Origin of the sequence: Tenacibaculum sp. SSH1-16 (genome assembly GCF_040104435.1) — a bacterium.
GTDB classification, from domain to species: Bacteria; Bacteroidota; Bacteroidia; order Flavobacteriales; family Flavobacteriaceae; genus Polaribacter; species Polaribacter mesophilus.
In genome coordinates, this window is sequence record NZ_JBECOV010000003.1 from 272,921 (window position 1) to 296,070 (window position 23,150).

At 31.3% G+C, this 23,150-nt stretch carries 24 protein-coding genes; 14 read left to right on the plus strand and 10 right to left on the minus strand.

Features of this window, described 5'->3' with window-relative positions:
- Positions 1-96: 96 nt before the first annotated feature.
- Genes ABMY20_RS06165 through ABMY20_RS06180 form a run of 4 tightly spaced genes read right to left on the minus strand, consistent with a single transcriptional unit; the run spans position 97 to position 3,070 of the window.
- Positions 97-435 (minus strand): hypothetical protein, encoded by a 339-nt coding sequence (locus ABMY20_RS06165; RefSeq protein ID WP_349264866.1) that lies wholly within the window; start codon positions 433-435, stop codon positions 97-99.
- A gap of 33 nt (positions 436-468) precedes the next feature.
- The gene (locus ABMY20_RS06170) at positions 469-867 is read right to left on the minus strand and encodes a hotdog domain-containing protein (protein WP_349264867.1); all 399 of its coding nucleotides are present in this window, start codon (positions 865-867) and stop codon (positions 469-471) included.
- A 5-nt stretch (positions 868-872) separates the two neighbouring features.
- On the minus strand, positions 873-1,052 hold the full coding sequence (locus ABMY20_RS06175) for a CPXCG motif-containing cysteine-rich protein (RefSeq protein WP_167714310.1): 180 nt from the start codon (positions 1,050-1,052) through the stop codon (positions 873-875).
- On the minus strand, positions 1,052-3,070 hold the full coding sequence (locus tag ABMY20_RS06180; protein WP_349264868.1) for a VWA domain-containing protein: 2,019 nt from the start codon (positions 3,068-3,070) through the stop codon (positions 1,052-1,054). The genes ABMY20_RS06175 and ABMY20_RS06180 overlap by 1 nt, the downstream gene beginning before the upstream one ends.
- A 129-nt stretch (positions 3,071-3,199) precedes the next feature.
- Here ABMY20_RS06180 and ABMY20_RS06185 point away from each other — a divergent pair, with 129 nt between their 5' ends.
- Entirely contained in the window at positions 3,200-3,538 is a 339-nt protein-coding gene (locus tag ABMY20_RS06185) for a hypothetical protein (RefSeq protein WP_125345143.1), read from the plus strand.
- Here the strand turns inward: ABMY20_RS06185 and ABMY20_RS06190 are convergent.
- Positions 3,528-3,941, minus strand: a complete 414-nt coding sequence (locus ABMY20_RS06190) for a group III truncated hemoglobin (protein ID WP_125067730.1) — start codon at positions 3,939-3,941, stop codon at positions 3,528-3,530. The two genes, ABMY20_RS06185 and ABMY20_RS06190, sit on opposite strands and share 11 nt — an antisense overlap.
- 71 nt (positions 3,942-4,012) lie before the next feature.
- Here ABMY20_RS06190 and ABMY20_RS06195 point away from each other — a divergent pair, with 71 nt between their 5' ends.
- Entirely contained in the window at positions 4,013-4,609 is a 597-nt protein-coding gene (locus ABMY20_RS06195; RefSeq protein ID WP_159494605.1) for a Crp/Fnr family transcriptional regulator, read from the plus strand.
- Between the two features lie 297 nt (positions 4,610-4,906).
- Positions 4,907-6,928: an AAA family ATPase gene (locus ABMY20_RS06200; protein ID WP_349264869.1), complete on the plus strand. Its 2,022-nt coding sequence runs from the start codon at positions 4,907-4,909 to the stop codon at positions 6,926-6,928.
- 136 nt (positions 6,929-7,064) lie between these two features.
- Here the strand turns inward: ABMY20_RS06200 and ABMY20_RS06205 are convergent, their stop codons facing one another.
- Positions 7,065-7,262, minus strand: coding sequence for a hypothetical protein (locus ABMY20_RS06205; RefSeq protein WP_349264870.1), 198 nt, complete (start codon positions 7,260-7,262; stop codon positions 7,065-7,067).
- A 694-nt stretch (positions 7,263-7,956) separates the two neighbouring features.
- On the opposite strand from ABMY20_RS06205, the gene ABMY20_RS06210 reads away from it, so the two are divergent.
- The 3 genes from ABMY20_RS06210 (at position 7,957) to ABMY20_RS06220 (ending at position 11,032) form a co-directional block, all read left to right on the plus strand.
- The gene (locus tag ABMY20_RS06210; protein ID WP_349264871.1) at positions 7,957-8,496 is read left to right on the plus strand and encodes a ClbS/DfsB family four-helix bundle protein; all 540 of its coding nucleotides are present in this window, start codon (positions 7,957-7,959) and stop codon (positions 8,494-8,496) included.
- Between the two features lie 183 nt (positions 8,497-8,679).
- Positions 8,680-9,912, plus strand: coding sequence for an imidazolonepropionase (hutI, locus tag ABMY20_RS06215; RefSeq protein WP_349264872.1), 1,233 nt, complete (start codon positions 8,680-8,682; stop codon positions 9,910-9,912).
- A 112-nt stretch (positions 9,913-10,024) separates the two neighbouring features.
- Positions 10,025-11,032: a formimidoylglutamase gene (locus tag ABMY20_RS06220; RefSeq protein ID WP_349264873.1), complete on the plus strand. Its 1,008-nt coding sequence runs from the start codon at positions 10,025-10,027 to the stop codon at positions 11,030-11,032.
- Between the two features lie 264 nt (positions 11,033-11,296).
- Here the strand turns inward: ABMY20_RS06220 and ABMY20_RS06225 are convergent, their stop codons facing one another.
- Both ABMY20_RS06225 and ABMY20_RS06230 read right to left on the minus strand, forming a co-directional pair.
- A complete protein-coding gene (locus tag ABMY20_RS06225; RefSeq protein WP_349264874.1) occupies positions 11,297-12,331 on the minus strand; it encodes an RluA family pseudouridine synthase in 1,035 nt (344 codons plus the stop codon).
- Positions 12,332-12,348: 17 nt separating this feature from the next.
- A complete protein-coding gene (locus ABMY20_RS06230) occupies positions 12,349-12,930 on the minus strand; it encodes a PASTA domain-containing protein (protein WP_349264875.1) in 582 nt (193 codons plus the stop codon).
- A gap of 154 nt (positions 12,931-13,084) precedes the next feature.
- Here ABMY20_RS06230 and ABMY20_RS06235 point away from each other — a divergent pair, with 154 nt between their 5' ends.
- The 6 genes from ABMY20_RS06235 (at position 13,085) to ABMY20_RS06260 (ending at position 20,239) form a co-directional block, all read left to right on the plus strand.
- Complete coding sequence (locus tag ABMY20_RS06235) at positions 13,085-14,068, plus strand: D-alanine--D-alanine ligase (protein ID WP_349264876.1); 984 nt, start codon at positions 13,085-13,087, stop codon at positions 14,066-14,068.
- Positions 14,068-14,520: a pantetheine-phosphate adenylyltransferase gene (coaD, locus tag ABMY20_RS06240; protein ID WP_047788995.1), complete on the plus strand. Its 453-nt coding sequence runs from the start codon at positions 14,068-14,070 to the stop codon at positions 14,518-14,520. Before ABMY20_RS06235 ends, coaD begins: the two co-directional genes overlap by 1 nt.
- Positions 14,504-16,288 (plus strand): M14 family metallopeptidase, encoded by a 1,785-nt coding sequence (locus tag ABMY20_RS06245; RefSeq protein WP_239179926.1) that lies wholly within the window; start codon positions 14,504-14,506, stop codon positions 16,286-16,288. The genes coaD and ABMY20_RS06245 overlap by 17 nt, the downstream gene beginning before the upstream one ends.
- A 62-nt stretch (positions 16,289-16,350) precedes the next feature.
- Positions 16,351-16,869: an RNA polymerase sigma factor gene (locus tag ABMY20_RS06250; RefSeq protein ID WP_073183625.1), complete on the plus strand. Its 519-nt coding sequence runs from the start codon at positions 16,351-16,353 to the stop codon at positions 16,867-16,869.
- A gap of 82 nt (positions 16,870-16,951) precedes the next feature.
- Entirely contained in the window at positions 16,952-17,866 is a 915-nt protein-coding gene (locus tag ABMY20_RS06255) for a FecR family protein (protein ID WP_349264877.1), read from the plus strand.
- 42 nt (positions 17,867-17,908) lie between these two features.
- Entirely contained in the window at positions 17,909-20,239 is a 2,331-nt protein-coding gene (locus ABMY20_RS06260; RefSeq protein WP_349264878.1) for a TonB-dependent receptor plug domain-containing protein, read from the plus strand.
- Positions 20,240-20,280: 41 nt separating this feature from the next.
- On the opposite strand, the gene ABMY20_RS06265 is transcribed toward ABMY20_RS06260, so the two are convergent.
- Complete coding sequence (locus ABMY20_RS06265) at positions 20,281-21,456, minus strand: GlmU family protein (protein WP_047788999.1); 1,176 nt, start codon at positions 21,454-21,456, stop codon at positions 20,281-20,283.
- Between the two features lie 104 nt (positions 21,457-21,560).
- Here ABMY20_RS06265 and ABMY20_RS06270 point away from each other — a divergent pair, with 104 nt between their 5' ends.
- A complete protein-coding gene (locus ABMY20_RS06270; protein WP_047789000.1) occupies positions 21,561-21,947 on the plus strand; it encodes a hypothetical protein in 387 nt (128 codons plus the stop codon).
- Positions 21,937-22,488: an acyl-CoA thioesterase gene (locus tag ABMY20_RS06275; protein ID WP_047789001.1), complete on the plus strand. Its 552-nt coding sequence runs from the start codon at positions 21,937-21,939 to the stop codon at positions 22,486-22,488. Before ABMY20_RS06270 ends, ABMY20_RS06275 begins: the two co-directional genes overlap by 11 nt.
- Positions 22,489-22,510: 22 nt before the next feature.
- On the opposite strand, the gene ABMY20_RS06280 is transcribed toward ABMY20_RS06275, so the two are convergent.
- Positions 22,511-23,032 (minus strand): flavodoxin, encoded by a 522-nt coding sequence (locus ABMY20_RS06280; RefSeq protein ID WP_073183636.1) that lies wholly within the window; start codon positions 23,030-23,032, stop codon positions 22,511-22,513.
- Positions 23,033-23,150: the final 118 nt, after the last annotated feature.

A 23,150-nucleotide genomic window follows, 5' to 3' on the forward strand; every position in this document is an offset into this window, starting at 1 on the left:
ACATAATTTCTACCGGTTATTATTAAATAATCGGTACAACAGTTTGTAGTTCTTGCTTACACAAGAGCTACCGCTGTTTTTAATAATAAAATAGAATTAAGACTTTGGTGGCTGAAAAATAGCCGACAAGTATGAATTGTAGTATGTGTTTTGATAGAAGTTAATCCTGCTTCTTATTTCAAAAAAAGGAATAATATCAAAACTATAATCAATCGGGATAAAGTCTGCTGTAACAGTAATTACATTACAATGATGGTGATGTTCTTTGTTTTTTTCTTCTTCAGTATCATTTTCATGATGCTCATCTTGATGCAAGGTATTAAAACTTTCAACATGAACCTCAGTTTCGCTTTCAAAAACAATAGCATCTACATGTGCTTCTAAAGGAGGCACAATTAACAGTAAAGTTAATAATATGATGATGCTTTTTTTCACTAATCTAATTTAGAGTTACAAAATTATAAAAATTTATGAATCTTCGTTATCTAATCTATCTTTAACGTATTCAATTTTTGTTTTACCATGCGCAAAAGGGCTTCCTTCTTCATCTAAACTTACCATAACAATTTTATCAATTGCGATAATTGTTTTTCGAGTTATTTTGTTACGAACCTCACAGCTTAAGGTAATAGATGTTGTTCCAAACTTTACTACATCAATTCCTATTTCAACAATGTCTCCTTGCTTTGCTGAACTAACAAAATTTATTTCAGACATAAACTTGGTTACTGTTTTAGGAATTTCTAACTGAATAATAGCGTATAACGCTACTTCCTCATCAATCCATTGTAATAATCGTCCTCCAAAAAGTGTTCCGTTAGGATTTAAATCTTCTGGTTTTACCCATTTACGTGTGTGAAATCTCATCGTATTTATTGTTCTATATTTTTAGCTTCAAAAGCTATTAAATCGTTATTTACAAAGGTAAACGTTATTTGTATAGGATTGCAACATACCTCACAATCTTCTACATACGTTTCAGATGTACTGGCGTCCAGTAACATGGAAATTTCTTCCCAACAATGCGGACATTGAAAAAAGTGCTCATACATCATATTTTACCATAGTATTTTCTAACAAACCACTCTATTGACAATAAAACTATAATCAATAATAACAACCATTTCCAATCAACTAAACTTTGTTTTTTGGTAATAGACTTTTGAGTGGTATAAAAAGATGCATCTTCTTGTATCTTTTTTAATAATTCGTCAACTTTATCTACATAAGCAATTGCTCCGTTTGTTTTTAACGCTAGCTGTTCTAATTTTTTAAAATTAGCATTGGTAAACTGCTCTTCTATCTGATAATCTTCAATTTTAAACCTACCTGAGCTACTTATATTTTGATTCTTTACAGTTACGGTATATGAATATTCTCCCGAGGCTAATCCTTCAACAGCAACTTGATATGAGTTATTAAATAGCGAAAACGGAATACTTTTTTTAGCCTTTGTTTCTAAATTAGTTACTGTCAACTCTAAAGATGCTCTGCTATCAAATTGATAGTTTTTATCAACATAAAATGCACTTATGGTTATCGGTTCATTGGCTGCATACAAACGTTGCGCTTTTACATCTAAACGTTTTCTCTTTTTGGTGGATGCTAAATACTGAACCAAATTTCCTACAAACGTGTCAAAACTTTCAAAGTTTTTCTCTTTTAAATAACTGGCAGCTCTCCATTTCCAAATACCTTCACCAAATAGTACTGCATACTTTTTATCATTTTCTTCAAAGGTTGACAATAATGGTTGTGTAGTTTCTACGCCTGCATACTTCTGATACAACAAGCTTTGAGACTCTTTTTTAAGCTGTACTTCTCCAAACTTATCTTTTAGTGGTGGAAATCGATCAAAACCGATATCCTCTTGATAAAAAGTTAAAAAGTCTGGATTGTAAATAGCGGTATATTCTTCTTTTTGATTGATAGCTCTTTTTTGAACTCCCAAACCTTGACTATTCAAAAAGTTCCAATCTGTTTTAGTTCCTGATACCAGTAAAAAATTAGAGGGTATTTTTTCTAAAGTGGTTTTAAAATAACTGTTAGGCTGATACAAAACAAAAAACTGATAGGCATCTAAATCTATATTTCTATTTTGTATCAAAGCAATGTCTACTTTGCGTTGTTTATTGCTCTCAATCGCTTTTTTTAGCGCTCCTAAATCTGGGTGTAAAAAAGAACTTAATAGTAAAACCTTGGTTTGTTCATCTAAAACTTCAACTGAAAAGCTTTTATAATTGTTCTTTGTGTTTTTTTCATTCGCTATACTACTTATCGATGCTGTATAATAGTGTACTCCTTTGGTATTAGACACTAAGTTAGCAGTAACAGTTTGCACAGGATTTTCTGGTGAAAAACGTACTCTTTTTGAAAAAACTCTGCTCCCGTTTTTTACGATTGAAAAAGTAGTATTCACTGTTTCTTTTCCTTCATAATACAACAACGCCTCTACAGGAAACTTGTTCTTTACATAGCTATACTTATTCACATTTAACTGCGAAATTTGAATGTCTTGATACTTAATGGTATCCCCTATAACTACAGGAAATATTTTATGCTTCGCTGATGAAAACTCGTAATCATTTCCTTGGGTTTGATTTCCATCTGTTATTAAAATGGTAGCTGCATTTTTATCTTTATTCAATTCATTAACAGCATCAATTGCTTTTGAAATATTGGTTTGTGTTTCAGCAAACGATAAACTATCCAACACCTTAATATCATTCCCGAACGAAAAGTACTGTACTTCAAATTTATCTTGAAGTTCTTCGTTGCTTTCTACTTTTGATATTAATTCTTGAACCTTTTTTTCTTCTTTAAAAAACTGAGTAGATAGTGAATTATCTACCAATACAGATAATACAGGTTTTATGTTCTCTGTTTCAAGAGTTGTTATCTTCGGATTAATAAGTAGTAACCCAATTAAAAAAAGACTTAGTGCTTTTAAGCTAAAAAGTAAGATATGTACTTTCGGAGTCCTTTTTACCTTATAGAAATATTGAAAAAAAGCAATGGCTACGCTTATTAATACGGCTAATACAATGTAAATTATAGTTATTGACTCCACTCAGCTTATTTTAGTATGTGAAGATAAAAATATCTAACAAATAAAAACACCTTTTCTTCTTTTTCATTTATGACTTGAATCATAAAAAACTAATTATCAGTTATATAATTTTATCAAAACTATTATATTATGGTAACTACTGAAAACTTAACCACTGAAAAAACACTTCAAAAAACAAATAGCATGGGAATTACGGCTTACATCAATAAAAAAATTGCTGAAGGAGAGCGAAATAGCATTGGTGTATCTATTATATTAATTACTGTAGGCTCTATGATTGCCTCCATTACAGCTGCTTTAGCCGTAAATGGTGACGTTAATTTATTCGCCCTAATTTTTGCTTGTGTAACAGCTATGGGAGCTAATGCTGCCGCCATAAGTCAACGCCCTTTTAAAATAATTGCATGGGCATTTATTATTAATATACTCGGTAATATTTCATTGATTTTTTACCTACTTATGTCGTAGTTGTAGGTTTCGGCTTAGCTTCAAACATTCTAAAAAAGAGCATAGAAGCTATGTTTCGCGCTCTTTCTTTAGCTTCATGAGCTTTTGTTCCATCAAAAAGTTCATCAACCGTTTCAAACCACAATTGCAGCCAGCGTCCAAAATGTTCCTGATAAATAGAATACTCAAAATCTCTATCTACATCTTTGTGTGCTTTCATTGGATTTCCTTTAAACTTTCTAACAAAAAACAAATTCGTTTCCCAAAAGTCGGTGAGTTTTTGTAAATGAGGTTCCCAAGTTTCTTCTGGTATTGTTTTCAAAAATATAGGACCTATAAAATCATCCTTTCTAATTTTATCATTATAAAAGGTTGATACCAACTTATACACATCTTCCCTATTTTCTATGTCTCTTTTATCCATTTACAAATCGTTGTTGAAATACGCTACAAAAGTATATCTTTATGTAATTGCAATTTATGACTTAAATCATAATGATTCCAGAAGAACTCTTATTAAAATATACCGCTGAAACCAAAAGTTTTCAAAAAGACGAAATCATTTTCTCTGAAAAACAAACCGCACACTACTACTACCAAATAGTAAGCGGAGTGGTTAAAATGAATAATTTTAATGATGACGGTAAAGAATTTATTCAAGGGGTATTTTATAAAAACCAAAGTTTTGGTGAACCGCCTTTATTTATTGATGTAAAATATCCTGCTAATGCAGTGGCAATTTCTGATAGTACGGTTCTAGCTTTATCTAAAAGCAACTTGTTTAAATTACTGCAAGACAATCCAGAAATTCACCTAAAAATCACCCAGAGTTTAGCCAAACGTTTGTACTACAAAGCTATTATTGCTTCCGAAATATCGAGTCAAGAACCTGCTCATAGAGTACTCCGCTTTATAGATTATTTAAAAGACGATGTATATAAAGTTGAAGGAAAATATTCTTTTAAAGTAGCCTATACACGTCAGCAAATAGCAGATATTTTAGGTTTACGCGTAGAAACGGTTATTCGAGTCATAAAATCTTTAGAAAAAAAGGGAGACCTAAAAATTAGCAAACGAAAGGTATATCGTTAAAGCTTTCTTTAAAGAAACCATTCAATTAAGTGTGTTACAAATCATAAAAATTAATTGATTTATGGAATTCCGTAAGAATTTGTACACGCCTTGTAGTAAGTTCGTTGGAATTGTATAATTAATTAACAAATAACAATAACTCGTTAATAACTTTATTTTAGGTAACCTATTGGTTATACTATATTTGATAGCGTATAAAAATTGCTAAAAATTCCGCTTATCCTACCGTTAAGAGAATATAACAGTAATTTTATTACGTATATAAACAAGTTAGCCACAAGCTGAAAAAACATAAATATGAAATTAATCAAAGCACGAATTCAAAACTACCGCAGTATAAAAGACACAGGCGAATTTGATATTGAGGAGTTGAAAACCATTATGGTTGGTCCAAATGAGGCTGGCAAAACAGTTATTCTGCAAGCTCTACAAAAGTTAAATCGTCCAGATGGAGTTGATGGCTTTGATGATATTAGAGATTATCCTCGTTCACTCTATAATGATATAACGACTGGAAAGGTAAAACCAGAGGAAATTGAAGTAGTTAGAGGGTATTTTAAAATGGATGAAGAAGACAAAAAAGTTCTTCCTAAAGAATTCCACGATTGCATATATGTGCTTTATAGAAAATTGAACAATGATGGACTATACTATTTAAAAAATGCACCCAACAAAAAGAAATATTCAGATGTTAAAAATGATTTAGCTAGGTTATCTGCCCATATAGACAAAGAATTTTTAAAGGATGCAGATAATGCCGAAAAAACTACACCAAGTGAAAAGCTAAAGCTCATTACGAATGAATTTGGAGACAATTTAATTCTTGACAAAGAAAGCATTGATAAAATCAATAAATGGCTAGAAGATAACTACCCATTAATTGATGAGGATAATGAAAAAGAAGAAGCTAGATATTCTAAATTAACTGAAGAAATTAAATTTAACATTGAATTTGAAAGAATAGAAAAACTTATAAATAGCAGAAAACCTGTTTTTGTTCTATTTAATAATTTCTTCAAAGTTAAACCTCTTATACATTTAGAACATTTGTCCGATAGAGTCGAAAAAAAGCTTTTGGATGATGATAAATACTATGATTATGGAAATTTATGTCTTTTAAAACTATTAGGTTTTTCCCCAAGGGAACTTTCTGATATTGGTAAAACGGCAAGTCCAAGCAAAGACGATTCAGATGCTTTAAAAAAATACCGAGACACACTAGACAAGCGTTCATATCAATTAGATGCTGCTAGTATAAGACTTACAAAAGAAATTAAGTCAATTTGGAATCCAAATCCAAATAGACCAGAAGCTGAAAAAATCAACATATCTGCTGATGGTCAATATCTAAAAGTTTCGGTTGAGGATGATATAGGTGTAAAAATAGAATTAGACCAACGTTCTGAAGGGTTTCAGTGGTTAGTTTCATTTTATGTAGTGTTTTTTGCAGAGGCAATGGATAAACATAAAAATGCAATTCTACTTCTTGACGAACCAGGAATGAGTTTACACGGTTTGAAACAACGGGATTTTAGAATGACTCTTTCTAAACTTTCCGAACAAAATCAGACTATATATACAACCCATTCACCATTTTTAGTTGGACCAGATGAATTAGATTTAGTAAGGGTAGTAGAACTTAAAGACCGTGAAGAAGGAACTAAAGTACACACTACCATTTCTTCAAGCGACCCTGCGGGTTTATTACCATTACAAGAAGCTTTAGGCTATGACTTGGCACAAAGCTTATTTACTCAAACGAAGAATTTAATCCTTGAGGGACTAACAGACTATTGGTACGTTGAAGCAACCTCTTCATTGTTGCGAGAGGATAAAGTAGCAAATCTTGACAACAAAATTGCTCTTGTTTTTGCAAATTCAGCAGGTAAAGTTGTTTATTATGCAACAATCTTACACGCACATAATTTAAAAATCGCAGCATTACTTGATTCTGATGCCGCTGGAGACCAAGCAGCCCAGCAAGAAACTTTAGTGCATACTTTAGGCAATAAAAATATCTTAAGAACAAAAGATTTTTGTTCAGGTGTTGCTAAACCTGAAATTGAAGATTTGTTAAGAGAAACTTTAATTGAAATAGTAAAAAAGGAATACTCAAAAGACTGCAAGGTTTTATCAGATTCACAACCAACTAGACCAATTATAGATATTTTCAACCAAGAAGTTCCAAATTTTTCAAAATATAAATTGGCTAAAGCGTTTTTAAGGTGGTGTAAAGACAATGATTCAACAAAACTGACAACCGTTGAAATTGAAAATTGGAAGAAATTAATTGAACAAATTAATAAGGCTCTAAAATAAAGCCAGTGGCTAACAATGTATATAAAAAATAGGCGAAACAGTGATAAATTTAAAGGTTTTGGCTCGTATCAAAGTTCGTGCTTAACCGAAAGGTTAGTGCCCCGAAATCGCCTACTTTTCATATACTAACCGTTAACTACAGTTCGTTTATAAAATTCTCTACGCACTTTATTGTATTTATATACCCGTGAGGAAAGCTCACTAATATTGCGGCACGGGTCGCTAATATTACGGCACGCTCCGTTAACATCACGGCATGGGTCGCTGATACTACGGCACGCTCCGTTAACATCACGGCACGGGTCGCTGATACTACGGCACGCTCCGTTAACATCACGGCACGGGTCGCTGATACTACGGCATGCTCCGTTAACACCACGGCATGGGTCGCTGATATCATGGCATGCTCCGTTAACATCACGGCACGCTCCGTTAACATCACGGCATGGGTCGCTGATACTACGGCACGCTCCGTTAACACCACGGCACGGGTCGCTGATATCACGGCATCCTCCGTTGACACCGCGGCACAGGTCGCTGATACTACGGCACGCTCCGTTAACACCACGGCATGGGTCGCTAATACTACGGCACACTCCGTTAACATCACGGCATGGGTCGCTGATATCACGGCATGCTCCGTTAACATCACGGCATGGGTCGCTGATGGTTTCGTTGCGTTGAGAAAAGCTCAGCGTGACGCGCTGATAGTTTCGTTGCATTGAGGAAAACTCAGCGAAGCTCACTTATGGTGACTATCCAATAAGGTGTGTCATAAATAATAAAATTGATAGATTTATAAAACTCCGTAATATTTTATATACATATTGTAGTAAGTTTATTGGAGTTACATAATTAATTAACAAATACCGATTACTCATTAATAACTTTACTTTAAATAAAGTATTAGTTTTAATACATTTGAAAACGTATAAAAAAAGGCGGATGCAAAAACTGAAAAGTTAAGTATTAAACCATGTTATTCATATCAGAGTTCGTTATGCTTCATATGAACAAAAAACAAAGAAATGGCAGTTCCAAAAAATAAAGAAGAATTGATTTTTGAAATTGAGAATAACTATTCCAAACTGAAAAAGGACTTAGAAAGTATTCCAACGGAACTGACCAAAGAAAAAGAACTCGAAGGACATGCAAAAGAAACTAAAATGAGTGTGTCAGATTTGGTTGCTTATCTTGTTGGTTGGTCTGAACTCGTCCTGAAATGGAATCACCGAAAAGATAAAGGACAAATTGTGGAATTTCCAGAAACAGGATTTAAGTGGAATGAATTAGGGAAACTTGCTCAAAAATTTTATTCTGATTACGAAAATTTTGATTACAAAACAATTCTAACCGAATTGGACAGAAATGTAGGAAAAATATTAGAGTTAATTAAAACGAATGACAACGCAGATTTGTATGAAAAACCTTGGTACGAAAAGTGGACTAAAGGAAAAATGATACAATTAAACACTTCATCACCATACAAAAACGCAAGAAGCAGAGTTCGAAAGTGGAAAAAACAGAATGAAGAAAAAATACGAACGTACAACAAAGAATTAAGGTAAAAACTAATGCGTTTACTAAAAATACTTTTTAAAGAACACTCTAAACGAAGCACTTACTTATCATTTACTCATAAATACAAATTAACAACTTAAAAAAAGAAGTAAAACACATATCAGCCCTAAAAACATACCATACATTGTAGTTTTTACCGTAAGTTTGTCTAACAAATTTAAGTATTCAACATGACAACTTTATTCATAAACATTAAAGAATTAATACAAATAAGAGAAACAAGTACTAAAAAAGTAGCTGGAGCTTCGATGAACATTTTACCTACCATAAAAAATGCTTTTTTATTGGTTGAAAATGGTATTATTACCGACTATGGTAGTATGAAAAAAGCTCCTATTTCTGCTGATAAAACGGTGGATTGTACTGGTAAAATGATGTTGCCTACTTGGTGCGATTCTCATACACACATTGTATATGCAGGCAATCGTGAACAAGAGTTTGTAGATAGAATTAATGGTTTGAGTTATGAAGAAATTGCCAATCGTGGTGGTGGTATTGTAAATTCGGCTAAGAAATTACAAGAAACTTCAGAAGAAGAGCTATACCAACAATCAGCAAAACGCTTAGAAGAAGTAATTGCTTTAGGTACTGGTGCTGTTGAAATAAAATCTGGTTATGGTTTAACCGTAGATGCTGAGTTAAAAATGCTACGTGTTATAAAAAAGCTACGAGAGAATTATAACGTTCCTGTAAAAGCTACTTTTTTAGGGGCACACGCCTTCCCTACTGAATACAAAAACAACAGAGAAGGATATATCAATGTAATTATTGAAGAAATGTTACCTAAAGTTGCTGAGGAAAATCTAGCGGATTTTGTAGATGCTTTCTGTGAAACGGGATACTTCTCAGTAGAAGATACCGACAGAATTTTAACCGCTGCGCAACAATACGGATTAACACCCAAAGTACACGTAAACCAGTTTACAACTATTGGCGGGGTTCAAGTGAGCATAAAACACAATGCCTTGTCAGTAGATCATTTAGAAGTAATGAACACAGAAGACATTGAAGCCTTGAAAGGAACCCAAACCATGCCTGTTGCCTTACCTTCTTGTTCGTACTTTTTAAGTATTCCATACACCCCTGCTCGTGATATTATAAATGCAGGATTGCCGTTAGCCTTAGCTACCGATTACAACCCAGGGTCTACACCATCAGGAAATATGAATTTTGTGGTAGCAACAGCTTGTATTAAAATGAAAATGACACCAGAAGAGGCTATTAATGCAGCAACTATTAACGGAGCGTATGCGATGAATTTATCAAACGAGGTTGGAAGTATTACCAAGGGAAAAAAGGCGAATTTAATCCTAACAAAAGAAATTCCTTCGTATGGATTTTTACCGTATTCCTTCGGAAGTAACTTAATCGACGCTGTATTTATCAACGGAAAAGAGGTTTAGTAAGCTAAACTATGTGTAAACTGTCATTCCGAATAGTAATAAGAAGCCGTTTAGATTTCTCCTTTCGTTACACTTTAGTTCGAAATGACGTTTTCTAAAAAAACAATACAATATGCTAACAATATTCAACGAAAAAGACATACAAGAGTTTGTTGCCCCACGTGAAGGCGAAACAAAATTAGGTGAGTGCGTTGCGGTTATCGACTCTAAAAAAGAACTACAATCAGAACTTAAAAATTCCTCTGCTTCTTTTGTTATTTTAGGAGTTCCAGAAGATATTGGTGTTCGTATGAATGGCGGAAATGGTGGTGCACACACTGCTTTTATTCCTGCTTTAAAGTCGTTTTTAAACACCCAGCAAAATCAATTTATTAATGGAAACGACATCCTAGTGTTAGGATATTTAGATTGTTTGGACGATGTATATAGTTTTGATGTTTCTGACAGAGAAAAAGGTGATTTATTAGTAAAAGCAATAGATAAAGAGCTTTCTAAGCTTATTAAAATAATTGTTGAGAGTGGTAAAACTCCTATTATCATTGGTGGTGGACACAACAATGCTTACGGAAATATTAAAGGGCTTTCTGAAGGGAAAAATCAACCTGTAAATGTGATTAATTTAGATGCGCATACCGATTTACGTCGTTTGGAAGAGCGTCATAGTGGTAACGGATTTTCGTACGCCTTACAAGAAGGCTTTATTCAAAATTACTTTATGTTCGGGTTGCATGAAAACTACACGCCTCAATATGTGTTTGAAATGATTCATGATAGTTTAAACTTAGAGTATAATACGTTTGAAGAGTTAGAAGTGTATCACACTACTTCTTTTAAAGGCGAATTACAACGTGCTGAAAGTTTTATAGAAAATGCTCCTTTCGGAATTGAAATTGATTTGGATTGTGTGCAGCATTTTCCAAGTAGTGCTATGACACCTAGCGGATTTACTCCACAACAAGCTCGTAGATTTACACATTATTTTGGAACGCTACAAAATGCTTCTTATTTACATATTTGTGAGGGAGCCCCAGCAGTTGTTAAAGATAAAATAGCTAACGGGCAAGTAGGAAAATACATTAGCTACTTAATTTCTGATTTTATTAAGGCTAAGAGTAATTAATTATACTACAGTTAATTTTTTTAGTAAAAAATAGAACCACACCGTTTAACTTTAGGTGTGGTATTTCTTGTTTAAAGAAGTTCTGAGGTAAAAAACAAGTAAGTTTTATACTCTTTATAAACCAATACATTTATTTATACTTGGTAATGTAAGGTTACTTCCTTTTTGTATGAACTTGTTTTAGTAATTTAAATAGGCTTTTAAGTTTTCAAAAGAAACAAATTATAATAGAGTTCGTTATAAAGTTTTTAACTACACTCCTCTTTATTCTTCCAATTTTGAATTTTCTGAATAAGTTCGCCATTTTTCTAAACAAGCGGTAATATCTTCTGGTACTTCAGAGTTAAATTGTAAAAACTCTCCTGTTGTTGGATGTGTAAAACCTAAAGTTTTTGCATGCAAAGCTTGTCTTGGCAACACTTTAAAGCAATTATCTACAAATTGTTTGTATTTAGTAAACGTAGTTCCCTTTAAAATAGCATTCCCACCATAACGTTCATCGTTAAAAAGTGTATGTCCAATGTGTTTAAAGTGAGCTCTAATTTGATGCGTTCTACCCGTTTCTAACTTACATTGTACCAAGGTTACATACGTAAGTCTTTCAAGTACTTTATAATGAGTAACAGCATGCTTACCATGCTCACCATCAGGGAAGACATCCATTTGTAAGCGATTTTTAAAACTACGTCCTATATTTCCTTCAATAGTTCCTTCATCCTCTTCTATATTCCCCCAAACTAAAGCGTAATATAAACGTTCTGTAGTACGGTCAAAAAACTGCTTAGACAAATGTGCCATTGCGTATTCTGTTTTTGCAACTACCAATAATCCGCTTGTATCTTTATCAATACGATGTACTAAACCTGGTCGCTCGTTAGAGTTGGTGGGTAAGTTTTCTATGTGATGAATTAGTCCGTTCACTAATGTTCCAGAGTAATTTCCATGACCTGGGTGAACTACCATTCCTGCTGGCTTGTTTACCACTATCACTTCATCATCTTCATACACTATATCAATAGGAATATCTTCTGCTACTAATAAGTTTTCGTGAGGAGGATATGTTAACACCACTCTAACTACATCTTTTGGTTTTACCTTATAGTTAGACTTTACTGCTACATCATTTACTAAAACATTTCCTGCTTTAGCTGCTTGCTGTATTTTATTTCGAGTTGCATTTTCAATAAAGTTCATTAAAAACTTATCTACTCGCAATGGTACTTGACCATCTGTTGCTACAAACCTATGGTGCTCGTATAAATCATCATTTTCTATCTCTGGAGTGTTATCTTCCTGCATCAATCAATTTATAAAAATTAGTATCCGTTACCATCCCCTAAAATCAAGTCGATGGTTGTTTGTTTTGGTAATTTAGTTCCCGGTTCAATTTTTTGTCCGTTATACTTTAATCCACGAACCACATCTTTTCCTATATCGTGAACCCAAGTAACCTTAGTTCCTACTTTAAACCCTATTGAACGTAGGTGTGTTGTTGCCTGACGTCTGGTACGTCCATTTAAATTAGGCACTTCTACATCTCTATACTTTGACGGATTTAAGGTTAAATATATTTTACGCTTTTCTTTTACAAAATCACCTGCTTCCGGATCTTGCTCAATAATTGACTTCTTAGGATAATCTGGATTATAACTTGCACTGTCAATTACCACAAAATCTAAATTTAATTCACTTAATTTTTGCTCAACATCAACTAACGACATTTTATGTAGGTCAGGTACTTGTATTTTTTGATTATGGTTTGTTGTAACTCCTAACCACCATTGTAGAACAAATACAAAAACTAGTATTGAAACAACTGCTATAATTATATTTTTTAAAAAAGATTTACTTTTAATAAATTCAAATAAACCTCCAGATTTTCCTGTTAAATTACTCATATCATTTTTTTGTAAGATCGCACAAATTTACAGTAAAAATATTACTATTTTAAATTCAACAAGTCTTAAACGAGTTTTTTTGGTAAGTTTGTATAATCCAACGATTGGATTTTAGATAAACAATGATAAAAACAGTAATTGAAATACATTTGAAGTGAAAAAAAACATCGCTATTATTATGGGAGGCTATTCCTCTGAAGTAGGAATTTCTCTAAAAAGTGGTAATGTAGTTTACAAACATATTAATACAGAAAAATATAACGCGTACAAAGTTCATATTTTAGAAAATAAATGGGTGTATGTTGATGATAACGAAGAAGAATATCCAATAAATAAAGAAGATTTTTCAATTGAAATTAAAGGTCAAAAAATTACATTTGATTGTGTTTTTAACGCTATTCATGGTACACCAGGAGAAAACGGTATTATCTTAGCTTACTTTGATCTTATTGGTTTAAAACACACCTCTGCCCCATTCTACCAAATGGCTTTAACCTTTAATAAGCGTGATACCTTAAGTGTAGTGAAACAATACGGAATAGCAACAGCTGTTTCTATATATCTAAACAAAGGTGATGAGATTGATTGTGATGCTTTTATTAAAAAAGTAGGACTTCCTTGCTTTGTAAAACCAAACGGAGCAGGTTCTAGTTTTGGCATATCTAAAGTGTATACTAAAGAAGAGTTAATTCCTGCTATAGAAAAAGCATACGAAGAAGATACTGAAATATTAATTGAAAGCTTTTTAGATGGAACTGAGGTTTCTGTTGGAGTAATTCAATACAAAGGAGAAACAAAAGTACTTCCAATAACAGAAATTGTTTCTGAAAATGATTTCTTCGATTATAAAGCTAAATATGAAGGTCAATCTCAAGAAATCACTCCTGCACGTTTAACTGATTCTCAAAGAAAGAGAGTTAAAGAAGTAGCCAAACGTGTATATGAAATTTTAAATATGCGTGGTTTTTCTCGCTCTGAATATATTTTAGTTAACGATGAACCACATTTTATAGAAATGAATACTGTTCCTGGATTAACAGAAGCAAGTATTTTACCACAGCAAGCCAATCATGCGGGTATTTCTTTAACTGAATTATTTGGAAACGCTATTGAAATGGCTTTAAATGACAAGATATAATGAAAAGAGCAATTTTTCCTGGATCTTTCGATCCAATTACTTTAGGACACTTAGATATTATTGAACGTGGTGTTACCCTTTTTGATGAATTAATTATTGCAATTGGGGTGAATGCCGATAAAAAATATATGTTTTCTCTAGAGGAGCGTCAACGTTTTATTGAAGAAACTTTTAAGCATGAGCCAAAAATAAAAGTACTTACTTATAGTGGACTTACTGTAAACTTTTGTAAAGAACAAGACGCTCAATTTATTTTAAGAGGTTTACGTAATCCTGCCGATTTTGAGTTTGAAAAAGCCATCGCACATACTAATAGAAAACTTTCTGAAATTGAAACTGTGTTTTTACTAACCTCTTCAGGTAAAAGCTATATTTCTTCATCTATTGTAAGAGATGTTATCAGAAACGATGGAGACTACACAGGCTTGGTTCCAGATGCAGTTAGAATTTAAACTTTTTAAAACTATTCTTTTGAAAAAACTATTTGTATTACTCCTAATATTAGTTACCGCTTGTAAACAAAAACCTACAAAAAAAAACATCGAATTCACCACCCTGTTTGAAACATCAAACGGAACGGAGACTCCTACTTATAAAGAGGTTATTTCTTTTTATGAAGAGTTGGCTAACACTTACCCTGAAATTTCATTGTTTGAAATAGGCACTACAGATATTGGAAAACCTTTACATTTAGTTGCTTTTAATACTGATGGAAAAACCAATATTGAAGAACTTAAAAATTCTTCAAAAAATAGAATTTTAATCAATAACGGTATTCATCCAGGGGAATCTGACGGAATAGATGCTTCGATGCTATTATTACGAGACATCGTTCAAAATGATTCTTTAAAAAACAAGTACAAAAAATCTTTAATTTGTGTTATTCCCATATACAATATTGGTGGCTCCCTAAACAGAAACTCACACACAAGAGCCAATCAAAATGGTCCAAAAGAATACGGTTTTAGAGGAAATGCTCGTAACTACGACTTAAATCGTGATTTTATTAAACAAGATACTAAAAATGCCGCTACATTTGCTGAGATTTTTCACACTGTAAATCCAGATGTTTTTATAGATAATCATGTAAGTAATGGAGCAGATTATCAGTACGCAATTACACATCTATTTACACAACACAATAAATTGGGAGGAAATTTAGGTGAGTTTATTGAAACAAAAATGCGTCCTGAAATAGAACATTCTTTGGCTGAGAAAGGAATTATTATTACTCCTTATGTAAATGTTTGGGGAACAACTCCAGAAAGTGGTTGGTCACAGTTTTTCGATTCACCTAGATATTCTACTGGGTACACTACCCTCTTCAATACCTTAGGATTAATGGTTGAAACTCATATGTTGAAACCGTATAAAATTAGAGTAGAACAAACCTATGAATTGTTGTTTTCTGCTTTAGATTTTTCTAAAGAAAACAGTAACAAAATAAAAGATTTACGAAAAAATGCTGTTGAAGAAATAATAAACAAAAAAACATATCCTATTCTATTTACAGTTGATAAGAACAATCCTACTGCTCTTCATTTTAAAGGATACGAAGGAACTTTTATAGACAGTAAAGTTACCAATGGAAAACGTTTGTTTTATGATAGAACAAAACCTTACAATAAAAAAGTTTCTTATTATAACTACTTTGTTCCTACCAAAGAAATCGCCATACCCAAGGCCTATATATTAGAACAAGGTTGGCATGACGTTGTAGAACGATTAGAAAATAATAAAATTGAATTTACTCGTTTTGAAAAAGATACCTTATTAACTGTAGAAGTTCAGCACATCAAAGAATTTGAAACTCGAAAAACGGCATACGAAGGTCATTATTTACACTACAATACTGAAGTTACCCAAACAAGAGGTCTGCAAGTTAAATTTAATAATGGAGATATTTATATTCCTACAAACCAAACAGGAATACGTTATATAATAGAGACCTTGGAAGCTGAAGCTATTGATTCTTTCTTCAACTGGAATTTCTTTGATACTATTTTGCAACAAAAAGAGGGATACTCTTCTTACGTTTTTGAAGATATTGCTGAAGAGTTTTTAAATAACAATCCCTCATTAAAACAAGAGTTTCTTCAAAAAGTAAAAACAGAAGAAGATTTTGCAAAAAATGCGCAAACACAATTATATTGGGTTTATAAAAAAACACCTCATTATGAAAAAGCTCATAAGAAATTACCAATTTATAAGTTATATTGATAATTTTTTAACCTCTTAGTTACATTTTCATACATTTGTCACCGATTAGGAACTTGATTTAAATGAATAAAGACCCATTAAAATCTGTTTGTGAGCAAAAAAATTTTGAAGAAGTTTTTAACCAACATTCGCAAACATTGAGAAATTATATATATTACAAATGCGGCGATCTCCAGCAAGCTGAAGATATCGTACAAGAAGCGTATATAAAACTATGGAATAATTGTGCTAAAGTTGTTTTCGAAAAAGCTAAATCTTATCTATATACAGTAGCCAACAATCATTTTTTAAACGATGTTGCTCACAAAAAAGTTGTTTTGGAACATCAAAAGAAAAATGTTTCTTCTGGTAAAACTAATGAAACTCCTCATTTTATTTTAGAAGAAGAAGAATTTCATACTAAGCTTAAAAAAGCAATAGCCAACTTGCCTGAAAAACAACGAGAAGTTTTTTTGCTTAGTAGAATAGATAAGAAAAAGTATGTTGAAATTGCAGATATTGTTGGAGTTTCTGTAAAAGCTGTAGAAAAAAGAATGAGTAAAGCATTACTTACTTTAAAAGAACAGATAGGTAAAGTATAACAAAAGTAATATTTGTATTAATTAGGTAGGGTAATTAATCTTTTACTTGTTTTTAATACAAATAGCACGAATAGATTAGAAAATGAATATAAATTATAAAGAAGAAACCTTTTTAGCAAGATGGATAGCCAATGAGCTAACAGCGGAAGAATTAAAAGAGTTTCAAAAAACAGATGTTTATCATCAATTTAAAGCTATTGATGATGCTTCTCTAAATTTAAAAACACCTTTTTATGATAAGGAAGAGGCTTTTAATAAACTCAAAACAGACTTCAAACAATCTAAAGCTAATAAAAAAGTAGTGCAATTAGTTCCTAAATGGATGTATGGGGCGGTTGCTTCTGTTATATTATTAATTAGCTTCTTGTACTTTAATAATAATACTGTTGATTTTTCTACAAAATACGGAGAGCAATTAACTATTACATTACCTGATAATTCTATAGTATATTTATCACCTAAGTCTGAAATTAGCTATGATAAACAAAACTGGAATAATAAAAGAGAGCTTTTTTTGACAGGAAAAGCTTATTTTGAAGTCGAAAAAGGAAAGTCTTTTACTGTAAAATCTAATGAAGGTAATGTAACTGTACTAGGAACAAAGTTTACAGTAAATACATCAAAAAATTATTTTGAAATTGAATGTTACGAAGGTAAAGTTAAAGTTACGTCAAAAAGTAAAGAAGAAATTATACTAACTAAAGGGAAAGCTTATAGAAATTATAATAACTCTGGTGAAAATTGGGAATTTGTAGGCTCTGTTCCCTCTTGGATAGAAGGAGAAAGCTCTTTTAATAATACTCCTTTACATCAAGTTATAAAAGCTTTAGAAAATCAATTTAAGTTAAAGTTCGATACTTCTAACGTTGACACTTCTAAACGTTTTACAGGTACTTTTACACATAAAAATGTTGATGTAGCGTTACAAACTGTTTTTGCTCCTATGAAAATTTCTTATAAATTAGCAGAAAATAGTTCAGTTATATTGACGTATTAATAAATGAAGATAAAATTAAGTATACTTTTTTTATGCTTAACTATGTCTATTTTTTCTCAGGAAAAGGTAGACATTTCTTTTATTGATGCTCCTTTATTAAACGTTTTAAAAGAAACAGAAGCTCTTTTTAAAGTAAAATTTTCTTTTAGTACAGAAGTCATTAATGATAAAAATATTTCTTTTAAAAAAAAGAAATGTGAACTTGTTTATCTTATCAATGAAATTCAACGTCAAACATCATTAATTTTTAATAAAATTAATGAGCGGTATTATTATATAACAATAAATTCAACATTTAAATCAAATGAGTATAATCTTTTAAAAGAAGTTCTTGTAACTAATTATATTACTTCTGGTATTAATAAAAAAAGAGATGGAACTATATCTATTATTCCAAAACAATTAGGTGTTTTACCTGGTTTAACTGAACCAGATATACTAGAAAGTTTAAAAATTATTCCTGGTGTTCAAAGTCCTAATGAAACAGCTGCAGGAATATATATAAGGGGCGGAACTCCCAATCAAAACTTGGTTTTATGGGACGGTATAAAAATGTACTATTCTGGTCATTTCTTTGGAATGATTTCAGCATTTAACCCTTATACCACTAAAGAGATTAACCTTTCTAAAAGCGGTACAGGAGCTAGGTATGGTAATAGAGTATCTGGTGTAATAGATATTAAAACTACAAATAAAATACCGCACAAAATAACTGGAAGTTTCGGATTGAACATGACGCATGCTGATGCACTTCTTACTATTCCTTTTTCAAAAAAAACTGCTTTTTCTATTTCTGCAAGAAGGTCTTTTTCTGATGTTTTAAAAACTTTCACCTTTGATAAATTGTCTATGCGTGTTTTTCAAACATTTGATGATAATCAAGAAAGTCAAATAATAGATAAAAACATTAAATTTAGTAGAGATAATAAATTTAATTTTTCAGATTATACCACAAAATTTATATACACCCCTAGTAAAGACGAATCTTTAAACATTAGTTTCTTATACACAAATAATCAAATGCTTAACAATTTTGTAATTCCTAGGTATAAAGACAAATATAATGATGAGTTAGACATCCATAATACCGGTGTAAGTGTAAATTGGAATAAACAATCTTCGGAAAAAAAGACTCATAATATAAAAAGTTATTTTTCTAACTTTAAATTAAAATATAAAGGAAACTATAACTATATAGATGATTATTTAATTTTATTATCAACTAAAAATAATTCTTTAACTGATTTTGGGCTTTCCTACAATATGAATTATTCTTTTAACGATAAAACAGATTTATTTTGGGGTTATGATTTTACATCTACGAAAGCTGCTTACGAATTAAAATATCTCATAGACTTAGAAGGAAATAGGAACTCTTCGATACAAAAAGATAAAGTTACAAACAATACACATTCAATTTTTACGGAATATATATATGATAACAATAACTGGAATATAAATTCTGGCATACGATTGAATTACTTTTCAAAAATCGATAAATTTGTTTTTGAACCTAGATTATATTTGGAGAAAAAACTTACATCAAGCTTAAGTTTTAAAGCTTCTTTTGAACAAAAACACCAAACATTGAGTCAAATTATAGAGTTTCAAACTTCCAGATTAGGTTTTGATTTAGAAAATCAGATATGGGCTCAAGTAAATGATGATAATATTCCTCTACAAAAAAGCTTACAAGTTTCTTCGGGAATACTTTTTAATAAAAATAATTGGAAAATTGATATTGAACCTTACTATAAAAAAGTTAGTGGTATGACTTCTCAAACAAGTGGTTATAACGACCAAACCAATGACTTTTCTAATGGTAAAGGTAAAATACATGGTATTGATATACTTATAAATAAAAAATTTAATAATTATAGAACTTGGGTTAATTATTCATACACAAAAAATAAATTTAAATTTTTAGACTTAGAAAATAAGTTTTTTCCTGCAAATCATGATATAACTAATTATCTTTCTTGGTCTCATGCTTACAAATTAAACAGCTATGAGTTCTCTCTTGGGTGGATATTTAGAACAGGAAATCCCTATACTGCCGTTAAAAGATTTTATACAGATGATGAAGGAATTCCTCGTATTATTATAGATTCAGACAATATAAATGGGCTTCGACTTCCTAATTATAGTAGATTGGATGCATCTATGACGTATTCTTTTAATTTTTCTAAAAACTGGAAAGGTAAATTGGGCTTCTCTTTACTTAATCTTTTTAATAACAAAAATATTTTAAGTAGAACTTATAATGCTATTCCAATTAGAAATTCTGATAATGAAATTGAATATAAGTTAAAAGAGGTTAACAAAATATCTCTAGGAATTACACCTAACTTTGTTTTTAGAGTTAATTTTTAATAAAAAAAGACTTTACATTTTGTAAAGTCCTTCCTTTTGGTTTAATAATTTCTGTATTGTTTTGTTTCTTCAAAAACGTGTTCTAGAATTTGTTTTTCTCTCTCATCAAACTCAATACCTCGTCTTTTCATTACCACATCTGCAACTTCAAAGACTTTATTTGTTTTATATTCAGTAAACCCTGATGCTCCTCCCCAACTAAATGAAGGAACAAAATTTCTTGGAAATCCACTTCCAAAAATATTCGCAGAAACACCAACAACTGTTCCTGTATTAAACATTGTGTTAATTCCACATTTTGAATGATCTCCCATCATCAAACCACAGAATTGTAATCCAGTTTTAGCGAAACGTCCTGTTTCATAATTCCACAACTTAACTTCTGCATAATTATTTTTAAGGTTAGAATTATTACTATCAGCTCCAATATTACACCATTCGCCTAATACTGAATTTCCTAAAAACCCATCGTGTCCTTTATTTGAATACCCAAATAATACTGAGTTGTTCACCTCTCCTCCTACTTTACAATAAGGTCCTAAAGTAGTAGCTCCATAAATTTTAGCTCCCAATTTTAATACTGAATTTTCACACATAGCTAAAGCACCTCGTACAACTACACCTTCCATTATTTCAGCTTTTTTACCAATATAAATTGGTCCAGTTGAAGCGTTTAACGTTGCAAAAGTTAGTTTAGCTCCTTTCTCAACAAAAATATCGTTTCTATTAACACAATTAACAGTTTCTGGAATTGGTTCCGATTTTCTACCTTCAGTTATTAAATCAAAGTCAGCTCTAATTGCTTTGTCATTTAACGAAAAAATATCCCAAGTATTTTTTATTTGAATTATATCATCTTCAAACTCTATATGTTCATAAGAAGAAAAATCTACTTCTTCCTGAGTATCTGTCGTATAAAAAGCAATAACATCTTCACCTTTAAAAATAGCTTGATTGTTTTGTAGGTTTTTAACCATTTCAACCAAAGGTTTAGTTGGCAAGAAAGAGGCATTTAATAATACATTTTCTTCCATTTCAACCATAGGATATTTTTCCTCTAAATACTCCTCTGTTACGGTAGTTGTTGTTAAGCCTAAATATTTTTCCCACTTTTCTCTAATAGTTAAAATACCTACTCTAATATCAGCTACTGGTCGTGTATATGTAAATGGTAGTAGAGCTGTACGTACATCACCATCAAATAAAATATAGTTCATATTAATCATTTTTTGAAGCAACACAAACTTACCACTTTCAATTCATTTTACAAGTCAAAATATAAACCTTACTTTTGTTATTATATATTCTTCAATATCTTACTATGAAAAAAATTTTAGGATTAATTTTAATTGGTATTGCTCTTATAGCAGCACTATACTATGCTTTTATTTATTTTGTTCCTTATAGTGAAGGGGTTCGCTCTGGTGAACTTATTAAAATTAGCTACAAAGGTGTGGTAGTAAAAACATGGGAGGGTGAAATTAGCCAAGGTATTTCTGGAGCGCAAATTTTTGCCTTTTCTGTAGAGGACAATCAAAAGGAAGTCATAAAAAAACTTCAAGAATATCAAGGTCGTTATGTAAAAGTTACTTACAAAGAACGTTTTGGAACTTTCTTTTGGTTAGGTGATACAAAGTATTTTATAACCCATGTTGAAGAAGAACAATCTCCTCATTTTAGAGGAATAAGAAAAGATAATGAACAATAATATTTATAGAAATATAGAAGATACTCGCATTACTATTTCTGAGTTAATGCTTCCTTCTCATGCCAATTTTAGTGGCAAAATTCACGGTGGATATATTTTAAAACTAATGGATCAAATAGCTTTTGCATGTGCATCCAAACATTCAGGTACCTATTGCGTAACAGCATCTGTAGATACCGTTAACTTTATAAACCCTATTGAAGTAGGCGAATTAGTTACCATGAAAGCGTCTATTAACTATGTAGGTAAAACTTCGATGGTAGTTGGTATACGCGTAGAAGCACAAAATATACAAACTGGAAAGACCAAACATTGTAATTCTTCTTATTTTACAATGGTAGCAAAAAAAGACAATGGTGATAATGCTGAAGTACCAGGAATTATTATTAATGATGACAATGAAATGCGTCGATTTTTAGAAGCTATACACAGAATTAAAATGAAAAAAAATAGACAAGAAAAATTTGATAATAATAATTTTACTGCTCAAAACTACATTGAAGAATTAAAAAATTATAATGTTAAGATTGATTTAAAATAAAATTTAAACACAAAAAGAAAGCTTATAAGTCAAACTCTTTTTCTATTTGATTAAGCCAATTCGCTAATCTATCTGGTGTTTTTTCAGGTTCATTATCTTCGTCGAGAGCTAAACCATAAAAATAGTCTTTATCTTCTTCTATTTGAGCTTTTGACTCTTCAAAATCATACTCCTTGCACGACCATTTTCCAATAAGTTCGCCTCCATTTTTAACCACATTTTTAGCTAAAATTCCTACACCATCAACAAAATATTCACCATAACCATATTGATCTCCTAATCCAAAAATAGCCACTTTCTTTCCTGTAAAATCAATAGTTTGAAACTCATTTTCATAATAGGTCTCCCAATCGCTTTGTAAATCGCCATCGTACCAAGTTGATAAACCTAAAATAAATTTATCAAACCGATTATAATCTTCCTTCTTCATGTTAGAAACTTCAATAACTTCTATTTCAGATGCCTGCCAATCATCAACTATTGAACTTACAATTTCTTCAGTCATTCCTGTATCAGAACCATAAATTAATCCTATTCTGTTCATTTTATTTAGATTTGTTTTAAATAACAAATATACAGTAAGAAATTATACTTAGAAAGTAAATAAGTTTAATATTGTCCTATATAAAATATAAAAATCCGAAGCATATTTACTTCGGATT